This window comes from Paracoccus kondratievae (genome assembly GCF_009301415.1).
Taxonomy (GTDB): domain Bacteria; phylum Pseudomonadota; class Alphaproteobacteria; order Rhodobacterales; family Rhodobacteraceae; genus Paracoccus; species Paracoccus kondratievae.
On record NZ_CP045072.1, the window covers coordinates 1,278,647 to 1,296,459 of the forward strand.

Annotated in this window: 15 protein-coding genes and 1 tRNA gene; 7 read left to right on the plus strand and 9 right to left on the minus strand. The window is 62.0% G+C overall.

Translation table 11 applies throughout. The annotated features are described in order from the left end of the window. Positions 1 to 441 precede the first annotated feature (441 nt). The gene (locus F8A10_RS06385; protein ID WP_227493345.1) at positions 442 to 1,200 is read left to right on the plus strand and encodes an invasion associated locus B family protein; all 759 of its coding nucleotides are present in this window, start codon (positions 442 to 444) and stop codon (positions 1,198 to 1,200) included. Between the two features lie 78 nt (positions 1,201 to 1,278). Here F8A10_RS06385 and F8A10_RS06390 read toward each other — a convergent pair whose 3' ends face one another. From F8A10_RS06390 to F8A10_RS06420, 7 genes are all read right to left on the minus strand, one after another. Next, entirely contained in the window at positions 1,279 to 2,820 is a 1,542-nt protein-coding gene (locus tag F8A10_RS06390; protein WP_040601632.1) for a DegQ family serine endoprotease, read from the minus strand. A gap of 211 nt (positions 2,821 to 3,031) precedes the next feature. Beyond that, complete coding sequence (locus F8A10_RS06395; RefSeq protein WP_010392282.1) at positions 3,032 to 3,361, minus strand: hypothetical protein; 330 nt, start codon at positions 3,359 to 3,361, stop codon at positions 3,032 to 3,034. Beyond that, positions 3,361 to 6,984, minus strand: a complete 3,624-nt coding sequence (locus F8A10_RS06400; RefSeq protein WP_152366938.1) for a vitamin B12-dependent ribonucleotide reductase — start codon at positions 6,982 to 6,984, stop codon at positions 3,361 to 3,363. Before F8A10_RS06400 ends, F8A10_RS06395 begins: the two co-directional genes overlap by 1 nt. 403 nt (positions 6,985 to 7,387) lie before the next feature. Then, on the minus strand, positions 7,388 to 7,972 hold the full coding sequence (locus F8A10_RS06405; RefSeq protein WP_152366939.1) for a 5-formyltetrahydrofolate cyclo-ligase: 585 nt from the start codon (positions 7,970 to 7,972) through the stop codon (positions 7,388 to 7,390). Beyond that, positions 7,957 to 9,342, minus strand: a complete 1,386-nt coding sequence (gene mgtE, locus F8A10_RS06410) for a magnesium transporter (RefSeq protein ID WP_152366940.1) — start codon at positions 9,340 to 9,342, stop codon at positions 7,957 to 7,959. Before mgtE ends, F8A10_RS06405 begins: the two co-directional genes overlap by 16 nt. A gap of 109 nt (positions 9,343 to 9,451) precedes the next feature. Next, positions 9,452 to 10,264, minus strand: a complete 813-nt coding sequence (locus F8A10_RS06415; RefSeq protein WP_152366941.1) for an inositol monophosphatase family protein — start codon at positions 10,262 to 10,264, stop codon at positions 9,452 to 9,454. 85 nt (positions 10,265 to 10,349) lie between these two features. After that, positions 10,350 to 10,709, minus strand: coding sequence for a helix-turn-helix domain-containing protein (locus tag F8A10_RS06420; RefSeq protein ID WP_010392290.1), 360 nt, complete (start codon positions 10,707 to 10,709; stop codon positions 10,350 to 10,352). A 199-nt stretch (positions 10,710 to 10,908) separates the two neighbouring features. Here F8A10_RS06420 and F8A10_RS06425 point away from each other — a divergent pair, with 199 nt between their 5' ends. Both F8A10_RS06425 and F8A10_RS06430 read left to right on the plus strand, forming a co-directional pair. Further along, the gene (locus tag F8A10_RS06425; RefSeq protein ID WP_227493346.1) at positions 10,909 to 11,856 is read left to right on the plus strand and encodes an NADPH:quinone oxidoreductase family protein; all 948 of its coding nucleotides are present in this window, start codon (positions 10,909 to 10,911) and stop codon (positions 11,854 to 11,856) included. A 122-nt stretch (positions 11,857 to 11,978) separates the two neighbouring features. Then, positions 11,979 to 12,749: a Bax inhibitor-1/YccA family protein gene (locus F8A10_RS06430; RefSeq protein ID WP_010392294.1), complete on the plus strand. Its 771-nt coding sequence runs from the start codon at positions 11,979 to 11,981 to the stop codon at positions 12,747 to 12,749. A gap of 412 nt (positions 12,750 to 13,161) precedes the next feature. On the opposite strand, the gene F8A10_RS06435 is transcribed toward F8A10_RS06430, so the two are convergent. Next, positions 13,162 to 13,238, minus strand: a tRNA-Arg gene (locus tag F8A10_RS06435). 44 nt (positions 13,239 to 13,282) lie between these two features. Next, complete coding sequence (locus F8A10_RS06440; RefSeq protein WP_010392295.1) at positions 13,283 to 13,765, minus strand: GNAT family N-acetyltransferase; 483 nt, start codon at positions 13,763 to 13,765, stop codon at positions 13,283 to 13,285. 279 nt (positions 13,766 to 14,044) lie between these two features. Between F8A10_RS06440 and F8A10_RS06445 the strand changes: the two genes are divergently transcribed. Genes F8A10_RS06445 through cysW form a run of 4 tightly spaced genes read left to right on the plus strand, consistent with a single transcriptional unit; the run spans position 14,045 to position 17,803 of the window. Next, entirely contained in the window at positions 14,045 to 15,145 is a 1,101-nt protein-coding gene (locus F8A10_RS06445; RefSeq protein ID WP_152366942.1) for a sulfate/molybdate ABC transporter ATP-binding protein, read from the plus strand. Beyond that, positions 15,142 to 16,140, plus strand: a complete 999-nt coding sequence (locus F8A10_RS06450; protein ID WP_010392300.1) for a sulfate ABC transporter substrate-binding protein — start codon at positions 15,142 to 15,144, stop codon at positions 16,138 to 16,140. Before F8A10_RS06445 ends, F8A10_RS06450 begins: the two co-directional genes overlap by 4 nt. Beyond that, positions 16,137 to 16,979, plus strand: coding sequence for a sulfate ABC transporter permease subunit CysT (cysT, locus tag F8A10_RS06455; RefSeq protein WP_152366943.1), 843 nt, complete (start codon positions 16,137 to 16,139; stop codon positions 16,977 to 16,979). Before F8A10_RS06450 ends, cysT begins: the two co-directional genes overlap by 4 nt. Then, the gene (cysW, locus tag F8A10_RS06460; RefSeq protein WP_010392302.1) at positions 16,979 to 17,803 is read left to right on the plus strand and encodes a sulfate ABC transporter permease subunit CysW; all 825 of its coding nucleotides are present in this window, start codon (positions 16,979 to 16,981) and stop codon (positions 17,801 to 17,803) included. The genes cysT and cysW overlap by 1 nt, the downstream gene beginning before the upstream one ends. The last annotated feature ends 10 nt before the right edge of the window (positions 17,804 to 17,813 follow it).

A 17,813-nucleotide genomic window follows, 5' to 3' on the forward strand; every position in this document is an offset into this window, starting at 1 on the left:
CCGACGATTTTGTGCCAGTCTGTTCCTTGCCGGACCATGCAAATGCGCATGATCCGGCTTCCTCCCTGTTGGACTGCCGCGCCTTAGGGCGCGGCTTTTTTCATCGCCGTTGCCTGCGATTTTGCCAGATAATGCCCCCGTCATAACTCTGTCACAGCTTGTCTATTAGGATAGTTGACGCCATTGCGCGCGCCCTCTAGCTTTCCGCACAATGATGACCGGCCAGTCCGGCAGGGAAGGTAAGTATCGGGACCCCGGAATGCAGGGACGACCTGCGTTCCGGGGTCCTTGCCTTCCCGGGTCTGTCTGCGAAACCCCCTGCAAATCCAGCATTTCTGGCATTGCCAACGCAAAGGTGACGTGACGGGATGCGATGTGCCCTGACAATCCCGGACACAAATGCTAGGAGCAAGTCCGATGCATGGACCAAAGGAAGAGAACATGGTCAACAGGACATCCGCGACCCTGACCGCCGCCCTTCTTGCCATGGCGGTTTCCGCCTCTGGCGTGATGGCGCAAGACGCGAGCACCGAGACCCCGGCCCAGCCCGCTGCCGAAGCCCCCGCGGCCGCAGCACCCGCGGCCGAAGCACCCGCCCCTGCCGCCTCTGGCTCGGAAACGCCTGCCGCTGAGGCCCCTGCCGCAGCTCCGGCTGCTGAGGCTCCTGCCGCGCAGGCGCCCACACTGGCCGAACCGCCGACCGAAGAGAATGCTCAGGTCGGCCAGCCCTATGCCAAATCGACCCATGGCGACTGGACGCTGCGCTGCATGAAGACGCAAGAGGGCAAGGATCCCTGCGAGCTTTACCAACTGCTCAAGGATCAGGAAGGCGCCCCGGTGGCCGAGGCGTCGATCATTCCGATGACCGGCAATGTCCAGGCCGTGATCACCTTTATCGCGCCGCTGGAGACCGACCTGCAGGCGGGTCTGGGAATGCAGATCGATGCCGGCAAAGAGGCGCGCTATCCCTTCATGCTGTGCGCCCGCGTCGGCTGCATCTCGCGTATCGGTCTGGCCGATGGCGAGCTTGCTCCGATGAAACGCGGCAAGGCGGCGACCATCAGCGTCCTGCCCTTTGGCGCCCCGAAAGAACAGCTGGTCAAGCTGCCCATGTCGCTTTCGGGCTTTACCGCTGGCATGACCGCTCTGGCCGAAGCGAACAAGGATATCGCCGCGCCGGCCGCCGCGCCTCAGCAGTAATCCGAATAAGGAAAGGGGCGCCAGAACGGCGCCTCTTTTTGCAATGGGCCGGGGATTTCCCGGCCCTTTTTCATATGCTTATTCCACCGGCAGGGCGACAAAGCGCGGCTCACCCGCACGACGCACCATGACGAGGATCGACTTGCGACCGGCCTCGCGCGCCTCTTTGATGCGCGCCTCAAGATCAGCAAGCGCAGCGACAGGCTGCTGTCCGGCCTCGGTGATCACATCGCCCGCGACCAGCCCCTTGTCGGCGGCTGCGCCCGAAGGATCGACCGATTGCACAACCAGCCCTTTCATGTCACGCGACATGCCAAGCTCGGCGGCGATCTCCGGCGTCAGCGGTGCCAGCGTCATGCCCATCACATCGCTGGTCGCCTCGGCCGCGCTGTCCACCTTGCCGCTGCCTGTGCCTTCGGCCAGCTCACGACGGCCAAGGGTCACCTTCAGATCAACGGGTTCGCCACCACGCTGGACGACGACATCAACCGCTTCTCCGACCGGGGCGTCGGCAACGCGGCGCACCAGATCACGCGGATCCTTGACCTCACCACCGTCAAAGCTGGTGATCACATCGCCCGCCTTCATGCCCGCATCTGCTGCCGGGCCGGGCGGCACATCGGTCACCATCGCGCCCTTGGCCTCGGACAGACCCAGCGATTCGGCGATATCATCGGTCACCGGCTGAATCTTGACGCCCAGCCAGCCGCGGCGGGTCTCGCCGAACTCTTCAAGCTGCTCCACGACCTTGCTGACCACATTCGACGCCATCGAGAAGCCGATCCCGATCGAGCCCCCGTTCGGAGACAGGATCGCGGTGTTCACCCCGATCACCTCGCCAGCCATATTGAACAGCGGCCCACCCGAGTTGCCGCGGTTGATAGCGGCGTCGGTCTGGATAAAGTCGTCATAGGTGCCCGACAGCGCGCGATTGCGGGCCGAGACGATCCCGGTCGAGGCCGAGAACCCCTGCCCCAGCGGGTTGCCAAGCGCCAGCACCCAGTCGCCGACCCGCATCTTGTCGCTATCGCCGAACTTGACGAAGGGCAGCGGCTCCGGGCTTTCAACCTTGAGGACGGCGATATCGGTCTTGTCGTCCTTGCCGATCACCTTGGCCGGCAGGGTCTTGCCCGAGAAGAATTCGACTTCGATCTCATCCGCGCCGTCGATGACGTGGTTGTTGGTAACGATCAGCCCCTCGGACGAGACGACAAAACCCGAACCAAGCGCGTTCGAGCGCTGCTCGGTCTGCGGGCCGCCGTCAAAGGGGCTTTCACCCTGCGGGAAACCGGGAAAGCCGAATTCGCGGAACAGGTCGCGGAAGGGGCTGCCTTCGGGCAGTTGCAGCCCGCGGCCAAGCGGCGCCGAAACTGTTGCGGTCGTGGTGATATTCACCACCGCAGGGCTGACCTGTTCGACCAGATCGGCAAAGCTTTCCGGCATGACCCGGTCCTTGCGGGCCTGGCTGTCGGGCGCGGTCAGCGGCTGGTTTTCATTGGCGGCCTGCTGCGCAGCCTCTGCCCCGGGGGTCGCGGCCTCCTGCGCGAATGCCGGCGACAATGCCATGATCAGCGCAAGGCCGGATGCAGTCAGGAAATGGCGGGAAAAGGGTCTGTTCATCTGGATCATCTCCATTCCGTGCCGGGACGGCACATCAGGCGCCCTGGCAATATGTTCATGTTCAAGGGGATTTTCGCTCCCGGTGCAAATGAACCACGCTCGCAAAGAATGAACTGATCGTGACTTGCCCGCAATGGCAGGCGCAGACACCCGAATAAAAAAGGTTCCGCGCCCAAAAGACGCGGAACAGGTGCCATCGCAGCGATGATTCCTAGTTCAGCAGCGGCGCTTCGCCCGCGCAAAGCAGGGTCACGGTCGTCGAATTGCCGTGCATTTCAATTTCCGTCACCTCTAACGGGCGCAGGTCCATTCCGCAGCCCAGCATCTCGACCTGGGCGGGACCCTGAAAGGTCAGGTCCAGGAGCGCGAGCAGCGCATCGCCCCGCAGATCGGCCTGAAACCCGCCCGCGATGCGCCGCACGGCGGTCGGTGCGACGCGGCGGGTACCGAAGATCAGCTCAATCCCGGAAGCCGCGCCCGGTGACAGCGGACCTTTGCGGACAGGCCCGGCAGCGGATGACAGGGATACGATACGCGCCATCAGCTGCACCCGCTTGTCGCGCCGCAGGTGTTGCACTTCATGCAGGTCCCGTTGCGGACCAGCGTATAATTGCCACACTCGCCGCAGGGATCGCCCTCATAGCCCTGCATCCGCGCCTTGGTCCGCGCATCCATCGTGGCGACCCCGGCCGAGGCAATCGCCACGCCCTCGGCCGCCGTCACCGCCGTGACCGAAACACCGCTTTGCAGCATCATCAGATCCTGCGGCAGGCGCTTGCGCAGATAACCAGTCGAGCTGATCTGCTTGAGCATCTCAAGCGAGCGCGAAGCGCCTTCGCTGACCGGGGTGACGTTCGGCTGGCTTTCCGCCTCACCGCCGCCCAGATCATCAAAGCGCGCGCCCTGCGGCTTTACATGCGCCAGATCGGTACGGTCGAGATAGCTGATCGCCAGCTCGCGGAACACATAGTCAAGGATCGAGGTCGCGTTCTTGATGCTGTCATTGCCCTGCACCATCCCTGCCGGCTCGAACCGGGTAAAGGTAAAGGCGTCGACAAACTCTTCCAGCGGCACGCCATATTGCAGGCCGACCGACACGGCGATGGCGAAATTGTTCATCATCGCCCGGAAGCCCGCACCTTCCTTGTGCATGTCGATGAAGATCTCGCCCAGCTTGCCGTCGTCATATTCGCCGGTGCGCAGATAGACCTTATGCCCGCCGACAGTCGCCTTCTGGGTATAGCCCTTGCGGCGATGGGGCAGCTTTTCACGATGGCTTCGCACGGCCTCTTTGACGATGATCTTTTCGACCACCTTTTCAGCCAGAACGGCAGCCTTTTCCTGCGGATTGCCCGAGGCCAGGACCTCTTCAGCCTCCTCATCATCCTCGACCAGCGCCGAGGCCAGCGGCTGCGACAGTTTCGAACCGTCACGGTAAAGCGCATTGGCCTTGATGCCCAGAGACCAGCTCAGCTCATAGGCGGCCAGCGCATCGGCAATCGTAGCGTTGTTCGGCATGTTGATGGTCTTGGAGATCGCGCCCGAGATAAAGCTCTGCGCCGCCGCCATCATGCGGATATGGCTTTCCACCGAAAGATAACGCTGCCCCTTCTTGCCGCAGGGGTTGGCGCAGTCGAAGACCGGGTAATGTTCGGGCTTCAGATGCGGCGCACCTTCCAGCGTCATGGTGCCGCAGACATGGTCATTGGCGGCCTCGATCTGCGCACGGGTAAAGCCAAGGTGGCGCAGCAGATCAAATGTCGGATCGTTCAGCTTTTCGGCCGGAATACCCAGCGTCTCGCGGCAGAAATCCTCGCCCAGCGTCCATTGGTTAAAGACAAAGCGGATATCAAAGGCCGAGGCCAGCGCCGCGTCGATCTTTTCCAGTTCGCGCGGGCCAAAACCATGGCCGACAAGGCTGGCATGATTGATGCCGGGGCAATTGCCAAGGCTGGCATGGCCGACGGCATAGGCGATGATCTCTTCGATCTGGGCCGAGCTGTAGCCAAGCCCGTCAAGCGCCGCAGGGACCGAGCGGTTGATGATCTTGAAGTAACCGCCGCCGGCCAGCTTCTTGAACTTTACCAGCGCGAAATCGGGCTCGATGCCGGTGGTGTCGCAATCCATCACCAGACCGATGGTCCCTGTCGGGGCGATAACGGTGGCCTGCGCGTTGCGATAGCCATGGGCCTCGCCCAGGGTCAGCGCCTCATCCCAGGCACCCTGCGCCAGCGCGACCAGGCGCTGATCAGGGCAGTTCGCGGCGTCAAGTTCGACCGGGCGAACATTCACGCCGTCATAGCTGCCGGTGCCATAGGCCGCAGCGCGGTGGTTGCGGATCACCCGCAGCATGGCCGCCGAGTTCTTCTTATACCGCGGGAACGGGCCCAGCTCTGCCGCCATCTCGGCCGAGGTGGCATAGGCTACACCGGTCATGATCGCACTCAGCGCCCCGCACAGCGCGCGGCCCTGATCGCTGTCATAGCCAAGGCCCATGTTCATCAGCAGCCCGCCGATATTGGCATAGCCAAGCCCAAGGGTGCGATAGTCATAGCTGCGCTGCGCAATCTCCTTGCTGGGGAACTGCGCCATCAGGACCGAAATTTCCAGCGTGACGGTCCACAGCCGGCTGGCATGAACATAGCCATCTGCGTCGAACTCTTTGCCGGTCCAGAAGCTCAGCAGGTTCATCGACGCCAGGTTGCAGGCCGTGTCATCCAGGAACATGTATTCGCTGCACGGGTTCGAGGCGCGGATCTGGCCGTCCTCGGGGCAGGTGTGCCAGGCGTTGATCGTGTCATGAAACTGCACGCCCGGATCGGCGCAGGCCCAGGCAGCATGGCCGATCTGGTCCCACAGCTCGCGCGCCGAGACGGTCTTGGCCACCTTGCCGTCGGTCCTGCGGACCAGCTCCCACGGCAGATCCTCCCGGACCGCGCGCAGGAACGCGTCGGTCACGCGCACCGAGTTGTTCGAGTTCTGGCCCGAGACGCTGATATAAGCCTCAGAGTCCCAGTCGGTGTCGTAGGTCGGAAACTCGATCGAATCAAAGCCTTGGCGGGCATATTGAAGAACCCGGTTGATATAGGTCTCCGGGATCATCACGCGCTTGGCTGAACGGATCGCCGTCTTCAGCGCGGCGTTGCGGACCGGGTCGGTCGCGTCCTCGACGCTGCCGTCCCATTCCCGGATCGCGGCGAAGATGGCGTTCAGCTTTTGCTCATGCATCTTGGAGCCAGCCACCAGAGAGGCGACCTTCTGCTCTTCGATAACCTTCCAGTTGATGAACTGCTCGATGTCGGGGTGATCCATGTCGCAGATCACCATCTTTGCCGCGCGCCGGGTCGTCCCGCCCGATTTGATCGCGCCGGCTGCGCGGTCCCCGATCTTCAGAAAGCCCATAAGCCCCGAAGATTTCCCGCCGCCCGACAGTTTCTCGCCCTCCCCTCGCAGGGACGAAAAATTGGTGCCCGTACCCGAGCCGTATTTGAACAGCCGCGCCTCGCGGACCCACAGGTCCATGATGCCGCCCTCATTCACCAGATCGTCGGCGACGGACTGGATAAAGCAGGCATGGGGCTGAGGATGTTCATAGGCGCTGTCCGACCGGACCAGCTTACCCGTCTTGTAATCAACATAGAAATGGCCCTGACCGGGACCGTCGATCCCATATGCCCAATGCAGCCCGGTGTTGAACCACTGCGGGCTGTTCGGCGCGCCCATCTGGGTCGCCAGCATATAGCGCATCTCGTCGTAATAGGCGCGTGCGTCTTCCTCGGTCGAGAAATAGCCGCCCTTCCAGCCCCAATAAGCCCAGGCACCTGCCAGACGGTCAAAGACCTGACGGGCGCTCGTCTCACCGCCAAAGCGTTCCTCGGCAGGCAGTTTCGCCAGCGCCTCTTCGTCAGGGACCGAGCGCCAAAGGAATTCCGGTACGCCCTTTTCCTTGACGCGCTTAAGCCGCGCCGGCACCCCGGCCTTGCGGAAATATTTCTGGGCGATGACGTCCGAGGCGACCTGGCTCCAGCCCTGAGGCACCTCGACCGACTCATTGCGGAAGACGACCTTGCCGTCGGGGTTGCGGATTTCGCTGGTGGTGGTGGTAAACGAAAGCGCGCCGTAAGCTCCGCTCTCGGCCGTGGTAAAGCGCCGTTCGATCCGCATGCCCTGACTGTCCCCTCGTTTCTTCGGGGATGCACGCGCGACCCTCCCATCCGGCGCGACAGCGCACCGGTCAGGCGGCCGGATCGTCCGGCACCCCGAAAGTTTTGTTTCTGATCACTGTCGCTTGCGCCGAAACCCCGATTACAGGCCACAAAAGGACACTAGATCTGGTGGCGCGACCAGCTTCGAACACAAGATGACCCGAGATGCGACTCAATTCAATCAATTTTTTCTGTGGACACCGGGCCGTTTTTAGGCCTGCCCCAACGAGTCGAATCCTGCTGCGATTGCAATGTTAACAAAGGGTGGAAAACCCGTGTGACCGGTAAATTCCGAAGGAAGCTAGAGGCTTCCCGCAATCGGTTCACCTGTTTTCCACAGGGTTTTCCCCAGCAGTGCCCCCTCAGGATTGCGATTTTGTTCCGTCAGGATTGACCTGTGAATTTTGCGGCTGCGGCAGAATGACACCCTGATCCGTGACGATCATATCCAGCGACTGATCGGTAGGCTCGACTGGGATCGAGCGAATCTCCTGCACCGCATAGGCCAGACCGATGGCGACCACCGGGCCGGAAGTCCGCAGAATCTCCAGCGTCCGATCATAAAATCCGCCGCCATATCCCAGCCGATGACCTTCGCGGTCAAACCCTGCCAGAGGGACGATCAGCACCTGGGGCTGCATAACAGGCGAATCAGCTGGCGGATGGCTGGTGCCAAAGGATCCGGCCTCTAACCGGCCGTCGAACGCGCGAAACTCCAATGGACGCGCCGGGCCGGTGACCACGGGCAGACAGACAGGACCGTCATGAGCCGAGATCGCAGGGCGCGGATCGGCCTCGTCCCGCATCGGCCAATAGCCAGCCAGCACCTTCCCACGGTGGGGGACCAGCACCTCTAGCAGATGACGCGTCATCGCCTCATCATCGCCACCCTGCCCGCGCGCGGCCAGCGCCTGCTGGCGCAACTGCTTTTTCAAACCAGAAACCATGAGGCCAGCCCCAGAAATGCAAAGAAACCCATCATATCGGTCATGGTGGTGACGAAAGTCCCCGAGGCCAGTGCCGGGTCAAGCCCCAGCCTGCTAAGCCCCAATGGCACCAGCACACCGCCCATGGCCGCCACGATCTGGTTGGCGATCATCGCCGCACCCAGAACCAGTCCGATCTCCAGACTGCCCAAAAAGAACACGCCGGCCATGATCAGGATCACCGCAAGGCCGACACCGTTAAGCAGCCCCGCCCCCAATTCGCGGAGGATGACGCGCCGCGCATTTGCGCTGGTCAGTTCGCGCGTGGCAAGCGCCCGCACCGCCACGGCCAGGGACTGCGTTCCCGCAATCCCTCCGGTCGAGGCGACGATCGGCATCAGCGCCGCCAGAATGACCAGTTGGGCCAGCGTCGATTCAAAGCGCGAGATGACCAGCGCCGAAAGCGATGCGGTACAGAGGTTGATCACCAGCCACGGCAGGCGCTGACGCACGGTCTGGAAAGGCCCGTCTGAAACGTGGCTCTCGTCCGAGACGCGGGCCATGCGCAGAAAGTCCTCTTCATGCTCTTCGTCCAGCACCGACATGGCGTCGTCGATGGTGATGACACCAACCAGACGATCATCGTCATCGACCACCGGTGCCGAGATCAGGTGATATTTGTTGAAAGCATAGGCGACGTCACCTTCGTCCTGACGGGCCGAGATGGTGCGGAAACTATCCTCGGTAATGTCACGCAAGGGCGTGGCCCGGCGAGAGGCCAACAGCTTACCCAGCGTGACATAACCCGTCGGATGACGGCGTGGATCGACCAGCACGACATGATAGAACTGGTCGGGCAGCCATTCTTCGGCGCGCAGAAAGTCGATGGCCTCGCCCACGGTCCAATGTTCGGGCGCAGTCACGACCTCGGATTGCATCAGACGACCGGCCGAATATTCGGGCCAGGTCAGCGAACGCTCGACTGCGGCACGGTCGGAATCGTCCAGCGCAGCAAGGATGGCCTGCTGTTCGGGCGCCTCCATGTCCTCGATCAGGTCAACGACGTCGTCGCTGTCCATTTCGCGCACGGCTTCGGTCAGTACCTCATGGGGCAGCTGCTCGATCACCTCTTCGCGGATCGATTCATCGATCTCGGACAGGATCTCGCCGTCAATCTCGCCTGAATAGAGCTGCAGGAACGCGCGCCGGCGCGCCGGCGTCAGTTGCTCAATCAGGTCGGCAACGTCGGCGGCGTGCATCGACTCAAGCAACTCGTCCAGCACCTGCCCGTCCTGCTCATCTATCGCCCGGTTGATCGGGTCGAGATTCTGCCGGCTCAGCTGGAATTCGGCTTCCGAGGTATCGGTCTCGGTCTCGCGCGGCTCGGTCATCGGCAGACGGCCTCCTTGCTGGACTTTCGTGTGGTGACGAGGATTGGGGTCTGGTGCTGTCGGACAGCGCTATCAGTCGGCGGCACCATAGGGGCCTTGCCGCGGGGGCTCAATCACCCTTTAGAAGGGCCAGCGCCTCGGCGTGCAATTCTGCCGATCCGGCGGCAAGGATCGTGCCGCCGTTATGGGCAGGCCCACCCTGCCAATCGGTCACCACACCCCCTGCGGCCCGTATCACGGCAATCGGCGCAACAACGTCATATGGCTGAAGCCCGGCCTCGATCACCAGATCGACGTGACCGGCGGCAAGCAGCGCATAGGCGTAGCAATCAAGTCCATAGCGAACCAGACGTGCCCGCGAGGCAACGCGGGAAAATGCAGCATGTTCGGCGGGACTTCCGACCTCGGGATAGGTGCTCATCAGCGTTGCCTGCGCCAGGGCGACCCCCCGGCGCGCGCCAAGCGGGACCGAACCCGCGCGCGATATCAGTTGGGCGCGGCCAAAACCGCCCTCGAAACGCTCATCAAGATGGGGCTGATCAACAATGCCATAAATCGGCCCCTGCGCATCGCTGACGCCGATCAGGACGCCCCAGCTAGGCGCCCCGGCCATAAAGGCGCGGGTGCCATCTATGGGGTCCAGCACCCAGGTCAGACCGCTTTGCCCGCTTTGCCCGCCATATTCTTCGCCCAAAATGCCATCTTCTGGACACTCGGCGGCCAGAATGGCACGCATGGCACGCTCGCTTGCGCGGTCAGCCTGAGTCACCGGATCAAAGCCGGTGGTGGATTTATTGTCAGGTCGCAGCAACGGGCTGCGAAACAGGCTCAGCGTCTCGGTCCGGGCAGCATCGGCAAGACGATGCGCCACGGCCATGATCCGTTCAGCCCGCTCAGGAGTGATCTCGTTCGCACTCGTCATGGCCTGCCCCCGTGGTAATGCCTTGGGCGCAGGTTTAGCCGCAGAGTTCTTTGAACGAAAGCCTTGGAGCTACGACCTGCCGTTGTCAGGCCGCGTCCGACAGGACACGGGCGAGTTCAAAGATCTGGCGACGCTGCGCTTCGGGCATGGCGTAATATGCACGCACCAGTTGCAGCGCCTCTTTATCGGCCAGAATATCCCCCTCGATCGTGCTGTGGGTGTGGCCATCTTCGAGACCCTCGAAGAAAAAGCTGACCGGCACCTCTACCGCCTGCGCGATATCCCAAAGCCGGGACGCCGAAACACGGTTCATCCCGGTTTCATATTTTTGAATTTGTTGAAACTTGATACCAACTTTTTCAGCAAGCTGTTGCTGCGTCATACCGATCATCCAACGGCGATGGCGGATGCGCTTACCAACGTGAACGTCTACATTATGCTTCATAGTAACAACCTCACTCAATCTGAACGGGCGCTACAACAGATTGTCGTATTTTTCGAGTTCCATGTTATCCACTTGTCCAAAAAGACAATCGTTTGCAGTGGGCAATAATCACTCGAAGACAGCCCCCATGATCAACAGAAAAAACGCGCGCAATGACATGATGCAATTGGGAGGAAATGTGCAAAAACGCTGGAAAACAATGCAAATCAAGAAAATACCCGGCACCCCCGTTCCTGCCGATGTGACACTTGCGCCACCAGGTCCTGGTGATGTGCTGGTAAGGCTGCGGGCCGCAGCGCTGAATTTCGCCGATTTGCTTATGACGCAAGGTCACTATCAGGAAACGCCCTCTCCGCCCTTCATTCCGGGCCTCGAAGGCGCCGGAGAGGTGATTGCGACCGGCCCGGATGTATTGATTCCCCCCGGTACCCGCGTTGCGGTATTGAGCCAGGGCACTGTGGCGCAGGCGAACCTGTTTCCCGCCGCAAGCTGCCACCCGATCCCCAACGGGATGAGCTTTGAAGAGGCCGCCGGTTTTCTGATCGCCTATGGCACCAGCCATTTTGCCCTGACCCGGCGTGCCGGGTTGCGGCAGGGCGAAACGCTGGCGGTTCTGGGCGCCGCAGGCGGTGTCGGACTAACTGCTGTCGAAATCGGCGCGGCCCTTGGGGCGCGAGTCATTGCCGTGGCGCGGGGCGAGGACAAACTTACTGTCGCCCGGGCGGCCGGGGCCACCGATTGCATCGACAGTGCCGCCTGCCCTGATCTCAGGGCCGCACTGCGTGAGCTGGGCGGTGCCGATATCGTCTATGACCCGGTCGGCGACAAACCGGGCGAGGCTGCCTTTGGCGCGCTGAGACCGGGCGGACGCTTTCTCATCATCGGCTTCGCGGGGGGCCGGCCTCCGGCGTTGCCGCTGAACCACGCGCTGGTCAAGAACATCGCAATCCACGGGTTCTACTGGGGGGGTTATCAGAAGCTCGACCCCGCGCTTTTGCGCCAGGATATCGCCGCCCTTTTTGCACTATATGACCAAGGCAGGCTGCGCCCACATGTCGGCGCCACCCTTCCGCTGGAGCGGCTGGACGAAGGATATGAGCTGTTGCGCAGCCGCCGCTCGACCGGGAAAGTCATCATCAGTTTATGAAATTTATGTCAGATTGGCGAGAAACCGTTCGCTTTGCATTGAAAAAACCTCAGTTATCGCCAATATCTTCCCCGATGGTGGGCCGTCCGGGCCGCACCGCGATTTCTGACCGGGGAGAACTTATGGCAGATCACTATTCTATCCGCACGGCCGGGACCGCGACGCGCTCGGCTGCCGTGGATGAGGGCCTGCGCGCCTATATGAACAAGGTCTATGGCCTTATGGCCGTGGGCATGCTGGTGACCGCTGGCGCTGCCTGGGGTATGGCCGGGCTGACCCTGTCCGACACCCCCACGCAATGGATGCTGGGCAACGGCAAATACCTGACCGATCTTGGCAAGACCCTGTATCTGTCGCCGGTGAAATGGGCAGTAACCTTTGCGCCGCTGCTGATGGTGTTTGCCTTTGGCGCCGCGCTGAATCGCCTGTCGGTGCAGGGTGCGACGACGCTGTTCTACGCCTTCGCCGCGGTGATGGGCGTATCGATCAGCTGGATTTTTGCCGCCTACACCTCTTTCTCGATCGTGCAGACCTTCCTGATCACCGCGATCGCCTTTGCCGGGCTGTCGATCTGGGGCTACACCACCAAGCGTAACCTCTCGGGGATGGGCACTTTCCTGATGATGGGCCTCATCGGCCTGATCGTCGCGTCGATCGTGAACATTTTCCTGAAATCCGGCGCCATGCAATTCGCCATCTCGGCGATCGGCGTGCTGATCTTTGCCGGGCTGACTGCCTTTGACACGCAGAACATCAAGAACACCTATCTGCAACTGGCAGAGTCGGATCAGGAATTCCTGGGCAAATCCGCGATCATGGGTGCGCTGCAGCTGTATCTGGACTTCCTGAACCTGTTCATGTTCCTGCTGCAGTTCCTTGGCAACCGCGAGTGATCGCTCAATAACCAAGGCAAACACAAAGGGCCGGGCCATTCGCCCGGCCCTTTCGTTTTTCCGATCAGCCAGACCGGCAGGATTGGCTGTCTGAGAGTTGATTATTGAATGGCTCACGGCGATTTTTCGCAGACATCACAATCGATCCGGGTATTTCGCTCTTTTATGTGATGCAATAGGCGTCTGCTTTGTTGCACCCGGATATTCCGGGAATATCTGCCGCCAATTCGCCGCCGTGGCAGGCGCCATAGCAGCATCCGAATCATTTGGGTTTTTGTCGGGTTGATCCGGGCTTTACGACACAAGAAAAGCCCAGAAACACCACACAACTATTCGTCAGTACCGATCTGCACTGCGGCTTGCCATCGCAGTAACCAGGATGCCCGGAATCAGCTTAACACATTGAATTCATTGGCGGGCCCGGAAGGGCTCGAACCCTCAACCTTGGACTTAGAAGGTCCCTGCTCTATCCAGTTGAGCTACGGGCCCGCACGGCCGCAGTCATGGCGCAGGATTGCGGCTGAATCAACCGTTCAATCCCGATCTGAAAGCGCAATTGTCATGAAGACACTGTTCGGATCGGGCTGGTAGTCGCCAAAGGGCAGGCATTCGACGAAACCCGCCCGCGCATAAAGCCCGCGCGCAGCGATAAAGGTCGGCTGTACCCCGGTCTCAAGGCTGAGCCGCGCCATGCCCTCTGCCCGGGCGTAGGCAATCAGCGCCTCAAGCATGCGCCGCGAATGGCCACGGCCACGCGCCTCGGTCAGCACATGCATGGATTTGATTTCGCCATGATCTGGACCGATGCGCTTGACCGCACCCATGGCCAGCGGCACACCCCCTTCGCGCAGCACAAAAAAGGCGATCTCTGGCCGCTCAAGCTCGGCGCGGGGCAACATATGGATCGATTCCGGCGGGGTATCAGCGTGCATATCCGCGGTGTGCCGCTCAAAAAGCAGCGCCAGATCTTCGCCCAACGGGCTTTCCTGACCGATCACCGGATCGCCGACACTCATGGTTTTGCTTCCCTTTTGCACTGCGCGGCGGGCTTAGCAGCACCTGTGCAGGTTGCAAAGCGTCGGTGCAGCAGGCCGCATGAAAAATAAGGAAGAATGCGCTTGGCAGCAGGCCAGAGGCCGGATGCTTTCCGCCCGCAGGCGACAGGACGGGAACCAATGAGCTTTGGCCCCGGCAGGCGTGGGAAAACGTTCGCGACAGCCCAAGGTGTCAAGGGCTTGCGCCGCTTGTCCGGTCCCCAGCCGACCGCTACCTCTGCTTTTGAAACGGAGGCGCCCATGTCCATCGTCATCGAGCACATGACCAAAAGCTTCGACGGCACATCGGTGCTGCGGGGCATCGACCTGACCATCGAATCGGGCGAGCTGGTGGCATTGCTGGGCCCCTCGGGGTCGGGCAAGACGACGCTGCTAAAGATCATCGCCGGGCTTGACTGGCCCGATGCCGGGGGCTTGCGCGTTCATGGTGCCGACTGGCTGCATCTGGCGGCACAGGACCGCCGCATCGGCTTTGTCTTTCAGCATTATGCGCTGTTTCCGCACATGACCGTGCGCGACAACATCGCTTTTGGCCTGACCGTGCGCCCGCGGGCCGAACGACCGGGCAAGGCGGTGATTGCAGCCAAGGTGAACCAGCTGCTTGAGTTCCTGCAGATCGGCCACCTGGGCGACCGCTATCCGACACAGCTGTCGGGCGGACAGCGCCAGCGTGTCGCACTTGGCCGGGCGTTGGCCATTGAACCGACGGTGCTGCTGCTTGATGAGCCCTTTGGCGCGCTCGACGCTGCGGTGCGCCGCGACCTGCGCGCCTGGCTGCGCGAGGTGCATGACGAAACCGGCTCGACCACCATCTTTGTCACCCACGATCAGGAAGAGGCTTTCGAGCTTGCAGATCGCGTCGTGGTGATGGGCGAAGGCCGGATTGAACAGATCGGCAATGCCGACCAGATCCACGACCATCCTGCCAGTCCCTTTGTCGCCCGGTTCATGGGCGCGACGATCGAGCTGCCGGTAATGCTGAACGCCGGCCGGACCGAGGCACAGGGACTCGACGCCAGTCGTCTGCAGCGCCGCGCCCTGCCCGACGGGCCCGGAACCCTGTTTCTGCGCCCTGCCGATGTCACGCCGCTCGCCGATCCCTCGGGACGCTGGCAGATCGTACGGCGCACCAGCAATGGTGCGCTGTTGCGGCTTGAGCTGACAGATGGAGCGCAGCACTTTGGCATCGACCTGCCCCGACGTGCACCCGAGGCACAGGGTCTCTCCCCCGGTGCGCGCGTGAACCTGCGCCCCGAGGCAGGCACGATCTTTCCCGGCCCCCGCACCAGCCAGCCGACGGCCGCCACAACCGAATTCCCCCGCAAGGAGAAAAGCCTATGATTATCCGCAAGCTTCACGTCGCCGCATTGGCGCTGCTTCTGGGCGCAGGCCCGGCGCTGGCTCAGGACAAGATCCTGAACGTCAGCTATGATATCGCCCGCGAATTGTTCGAAGCGCTGAACCCCGAGTTTCAGGCCTACTGGAAGGACAAAACCGGCCGCGACGTGACTGTCGACCAAAGCCACGGCGGTTCGTCGAAACAGGCCCGCGCCATTCTTGAAGGGCTGCCGGCGGATGTGGTGACCTTCAACCAGGAAACCGATGTGGACGTGCTGGCCAAGAACGGCCTCGTGGCCGAGGACTGGCGCGAGGCGCTGCCGAACGGCGCGTCGCCCTATTACTCGCTGCCCGCCTTCCTGGTGCGCAAGGGCAACCCGAAAGGCATCAAGGACTGGTCCGATCTTGCCCGGGACGACGTGCAGGCGGTGTTCCCTAACCCCAAGACCAGCGGCAATGGCCGTTACACCTATCTGGCCGCCTATGCCTATGCGCTGACCCAAGAGGGCGGCTCGCCCGAAAAGGCGCAGGAATTCGTCGGCAAGATCTTTGCCAATGTGCCGGTCTTTGACACCGGTGGCCGCGCAGCCACCCAGACCTTTGCCGAACGCGGCATCGGCGATGTGCTGATCACCTTTGAGGCTGAAACCAAGGGTATCGCCCGCCAATATGAGGCGGAGGGTTTTGAGGCCGTGACCCCGGCAACCAGCCTGTTTGCCGCCTTCCCGGTGGCGGTGGTCACCGAAAACGCCGAAAAGAACGGCTCGACCGAGGTTTCGACCGAATACCTCAAGTGGCTTTACACGCCCGAGGCCCAGGAAACCCTGGCCGGGAACCACTATCGCGTCACCGATCAAGAGGTCGCGGCCAAACACGCCGCCGACTTCCCCGAGGTCAAGTTGCTGACCGTGGACGAAGTCTTTGGCGGCTGGGACAAGATCAATACCGAGCATCTGGCCGAGGGCGGGATTCTCGACAAGGTCTTTGTTAACCAATGACGGCGGCTGCGGCCATCAAGCCGAAACGGGTTCTGCCGGGGTTCTCTCTGAGCCTCGGCACGACCCTGCTTTATGTCGCCCTGGTGATCCTGATCCCGGTGATTGCACTGGTCCTTAAAGGGGCCGAGATCGGCCCCGCACGGTTCTGGGCCATCATCGCCGCGCCGCGTACGCTGGCGGCGCTGCGGGTGACGCTGACCGCTGCAGCACTGGCCACCGTATTCAACGCTTTCTACGGGTTGCTCATGGCATGGGTCCTGACCCGCTATGACTTTCCGGGCAAGCGCATTCTTGATGCGCTGATGGATATTCCCTTTGCGCTGCCGACGGCGGTGGCCGGTATCTCGCTGACCGCGCTTTATTCGGCGAACGGCTGGTTCGGCGCACCCCTGACCGGTGCGGGGATCAATGTCGTCTATACGCTGGGCGGCGTGATCCTTGCCATGACCTTCACCTCGATCCCTTTCGTGGTGCGCGCGATCCAGCCGGTGCTGGAGGATCTGGACCCGGCGATGGAGCAGGCCGCGATGACACTGGGGGCGCGGCCCTTTGCGATCTTCCGCCGGGTCGTCCTGCCCGCGATCCTGCCTGCATGGCTCGCCGGCTCGACGGTCGCCTTTGCCCGCTCTTTGGGTGAGTTCGGGGCAGTGGTGTTCATCGCCGGCAACCTGCCGTTCAAGACCGAAATCGCGGCGCTGCTCGCCTTTATCCGGCTTGAGGAATACGATTATCAGGGCGCAGCCGCCATTGCGCTGGTGCTGTTGCTGTTCGCGCTGATCCTGCTCATGATCTCAAACCTGATCCAGTTCCGCGCCGCCCGCCATCTGGAGGCCCGGTAATGTCCACGCTCGCGCTTTCCCATGCACCCGGCCAAAGCCGCCGCATGCCGCAGTTGTTGATCGGGCTTGCCTTTGTGCTGACGGCGATTTTTGTCGTGGCGCCGCTGGCCTTTATCTTCTGGCGCGCCTTTGCCGGGGGCTGGGCGGTTTACCTGGCCAATATCACCGACCCGCTGGTCCTGCATGCGATCTGGCTGACGACGCTGGTCGCAGTGATTGTTGTGCCGGTGAACGTCGCTTTTGGAATCGCCGCCGCCTGGGCCATTGCCCGGTTTCGCTTTCCCGGGCGCAAGCTGCTGATGGTGCTGATCGAGATTCCCTTTTCGATCTCGCCGATCATCGCGGGGATTTGTTATCTGCTGCTCTATGGTCGGCAAGGCCTGCTGGGACCGTGGCTTGCCGCGCATGATCTGAAAATCATGTTCGCCCTGCCCGGTATTCTGCTTGTCACCATGTTCGTGACCGCACCTTTCGTCGCGCGTGAGGTTCTGCCGCTGATGCAGGCGCAGGGCTCGGAACAAGAGCAGGCGGCAGTCACGCTGGGCGCGCGCGGCTGGCAGGTCTTTTCCCGCGTCACGCTGCCGAATATCCGCTGGGCGCTGCTTTACGGCGCAGTGCTGTGCACCGCACGTGCGGTCGGGGAATTCGGCGGGGTTTCGGTCGTTTCAGGTTCGATCCGGGGCCAAACGAACACCTTGCCCCTGCAAATCGAGCTGATGTTCAACGATCTTAACACCACAGGCGCATTCGCCGCAGCCTCGACCCTGACCGTCATCGCGCTGGTCGTGCTGGTCATCAAGGCCGTGTTGGAAAGCCGCAGGTAACACATTGTAA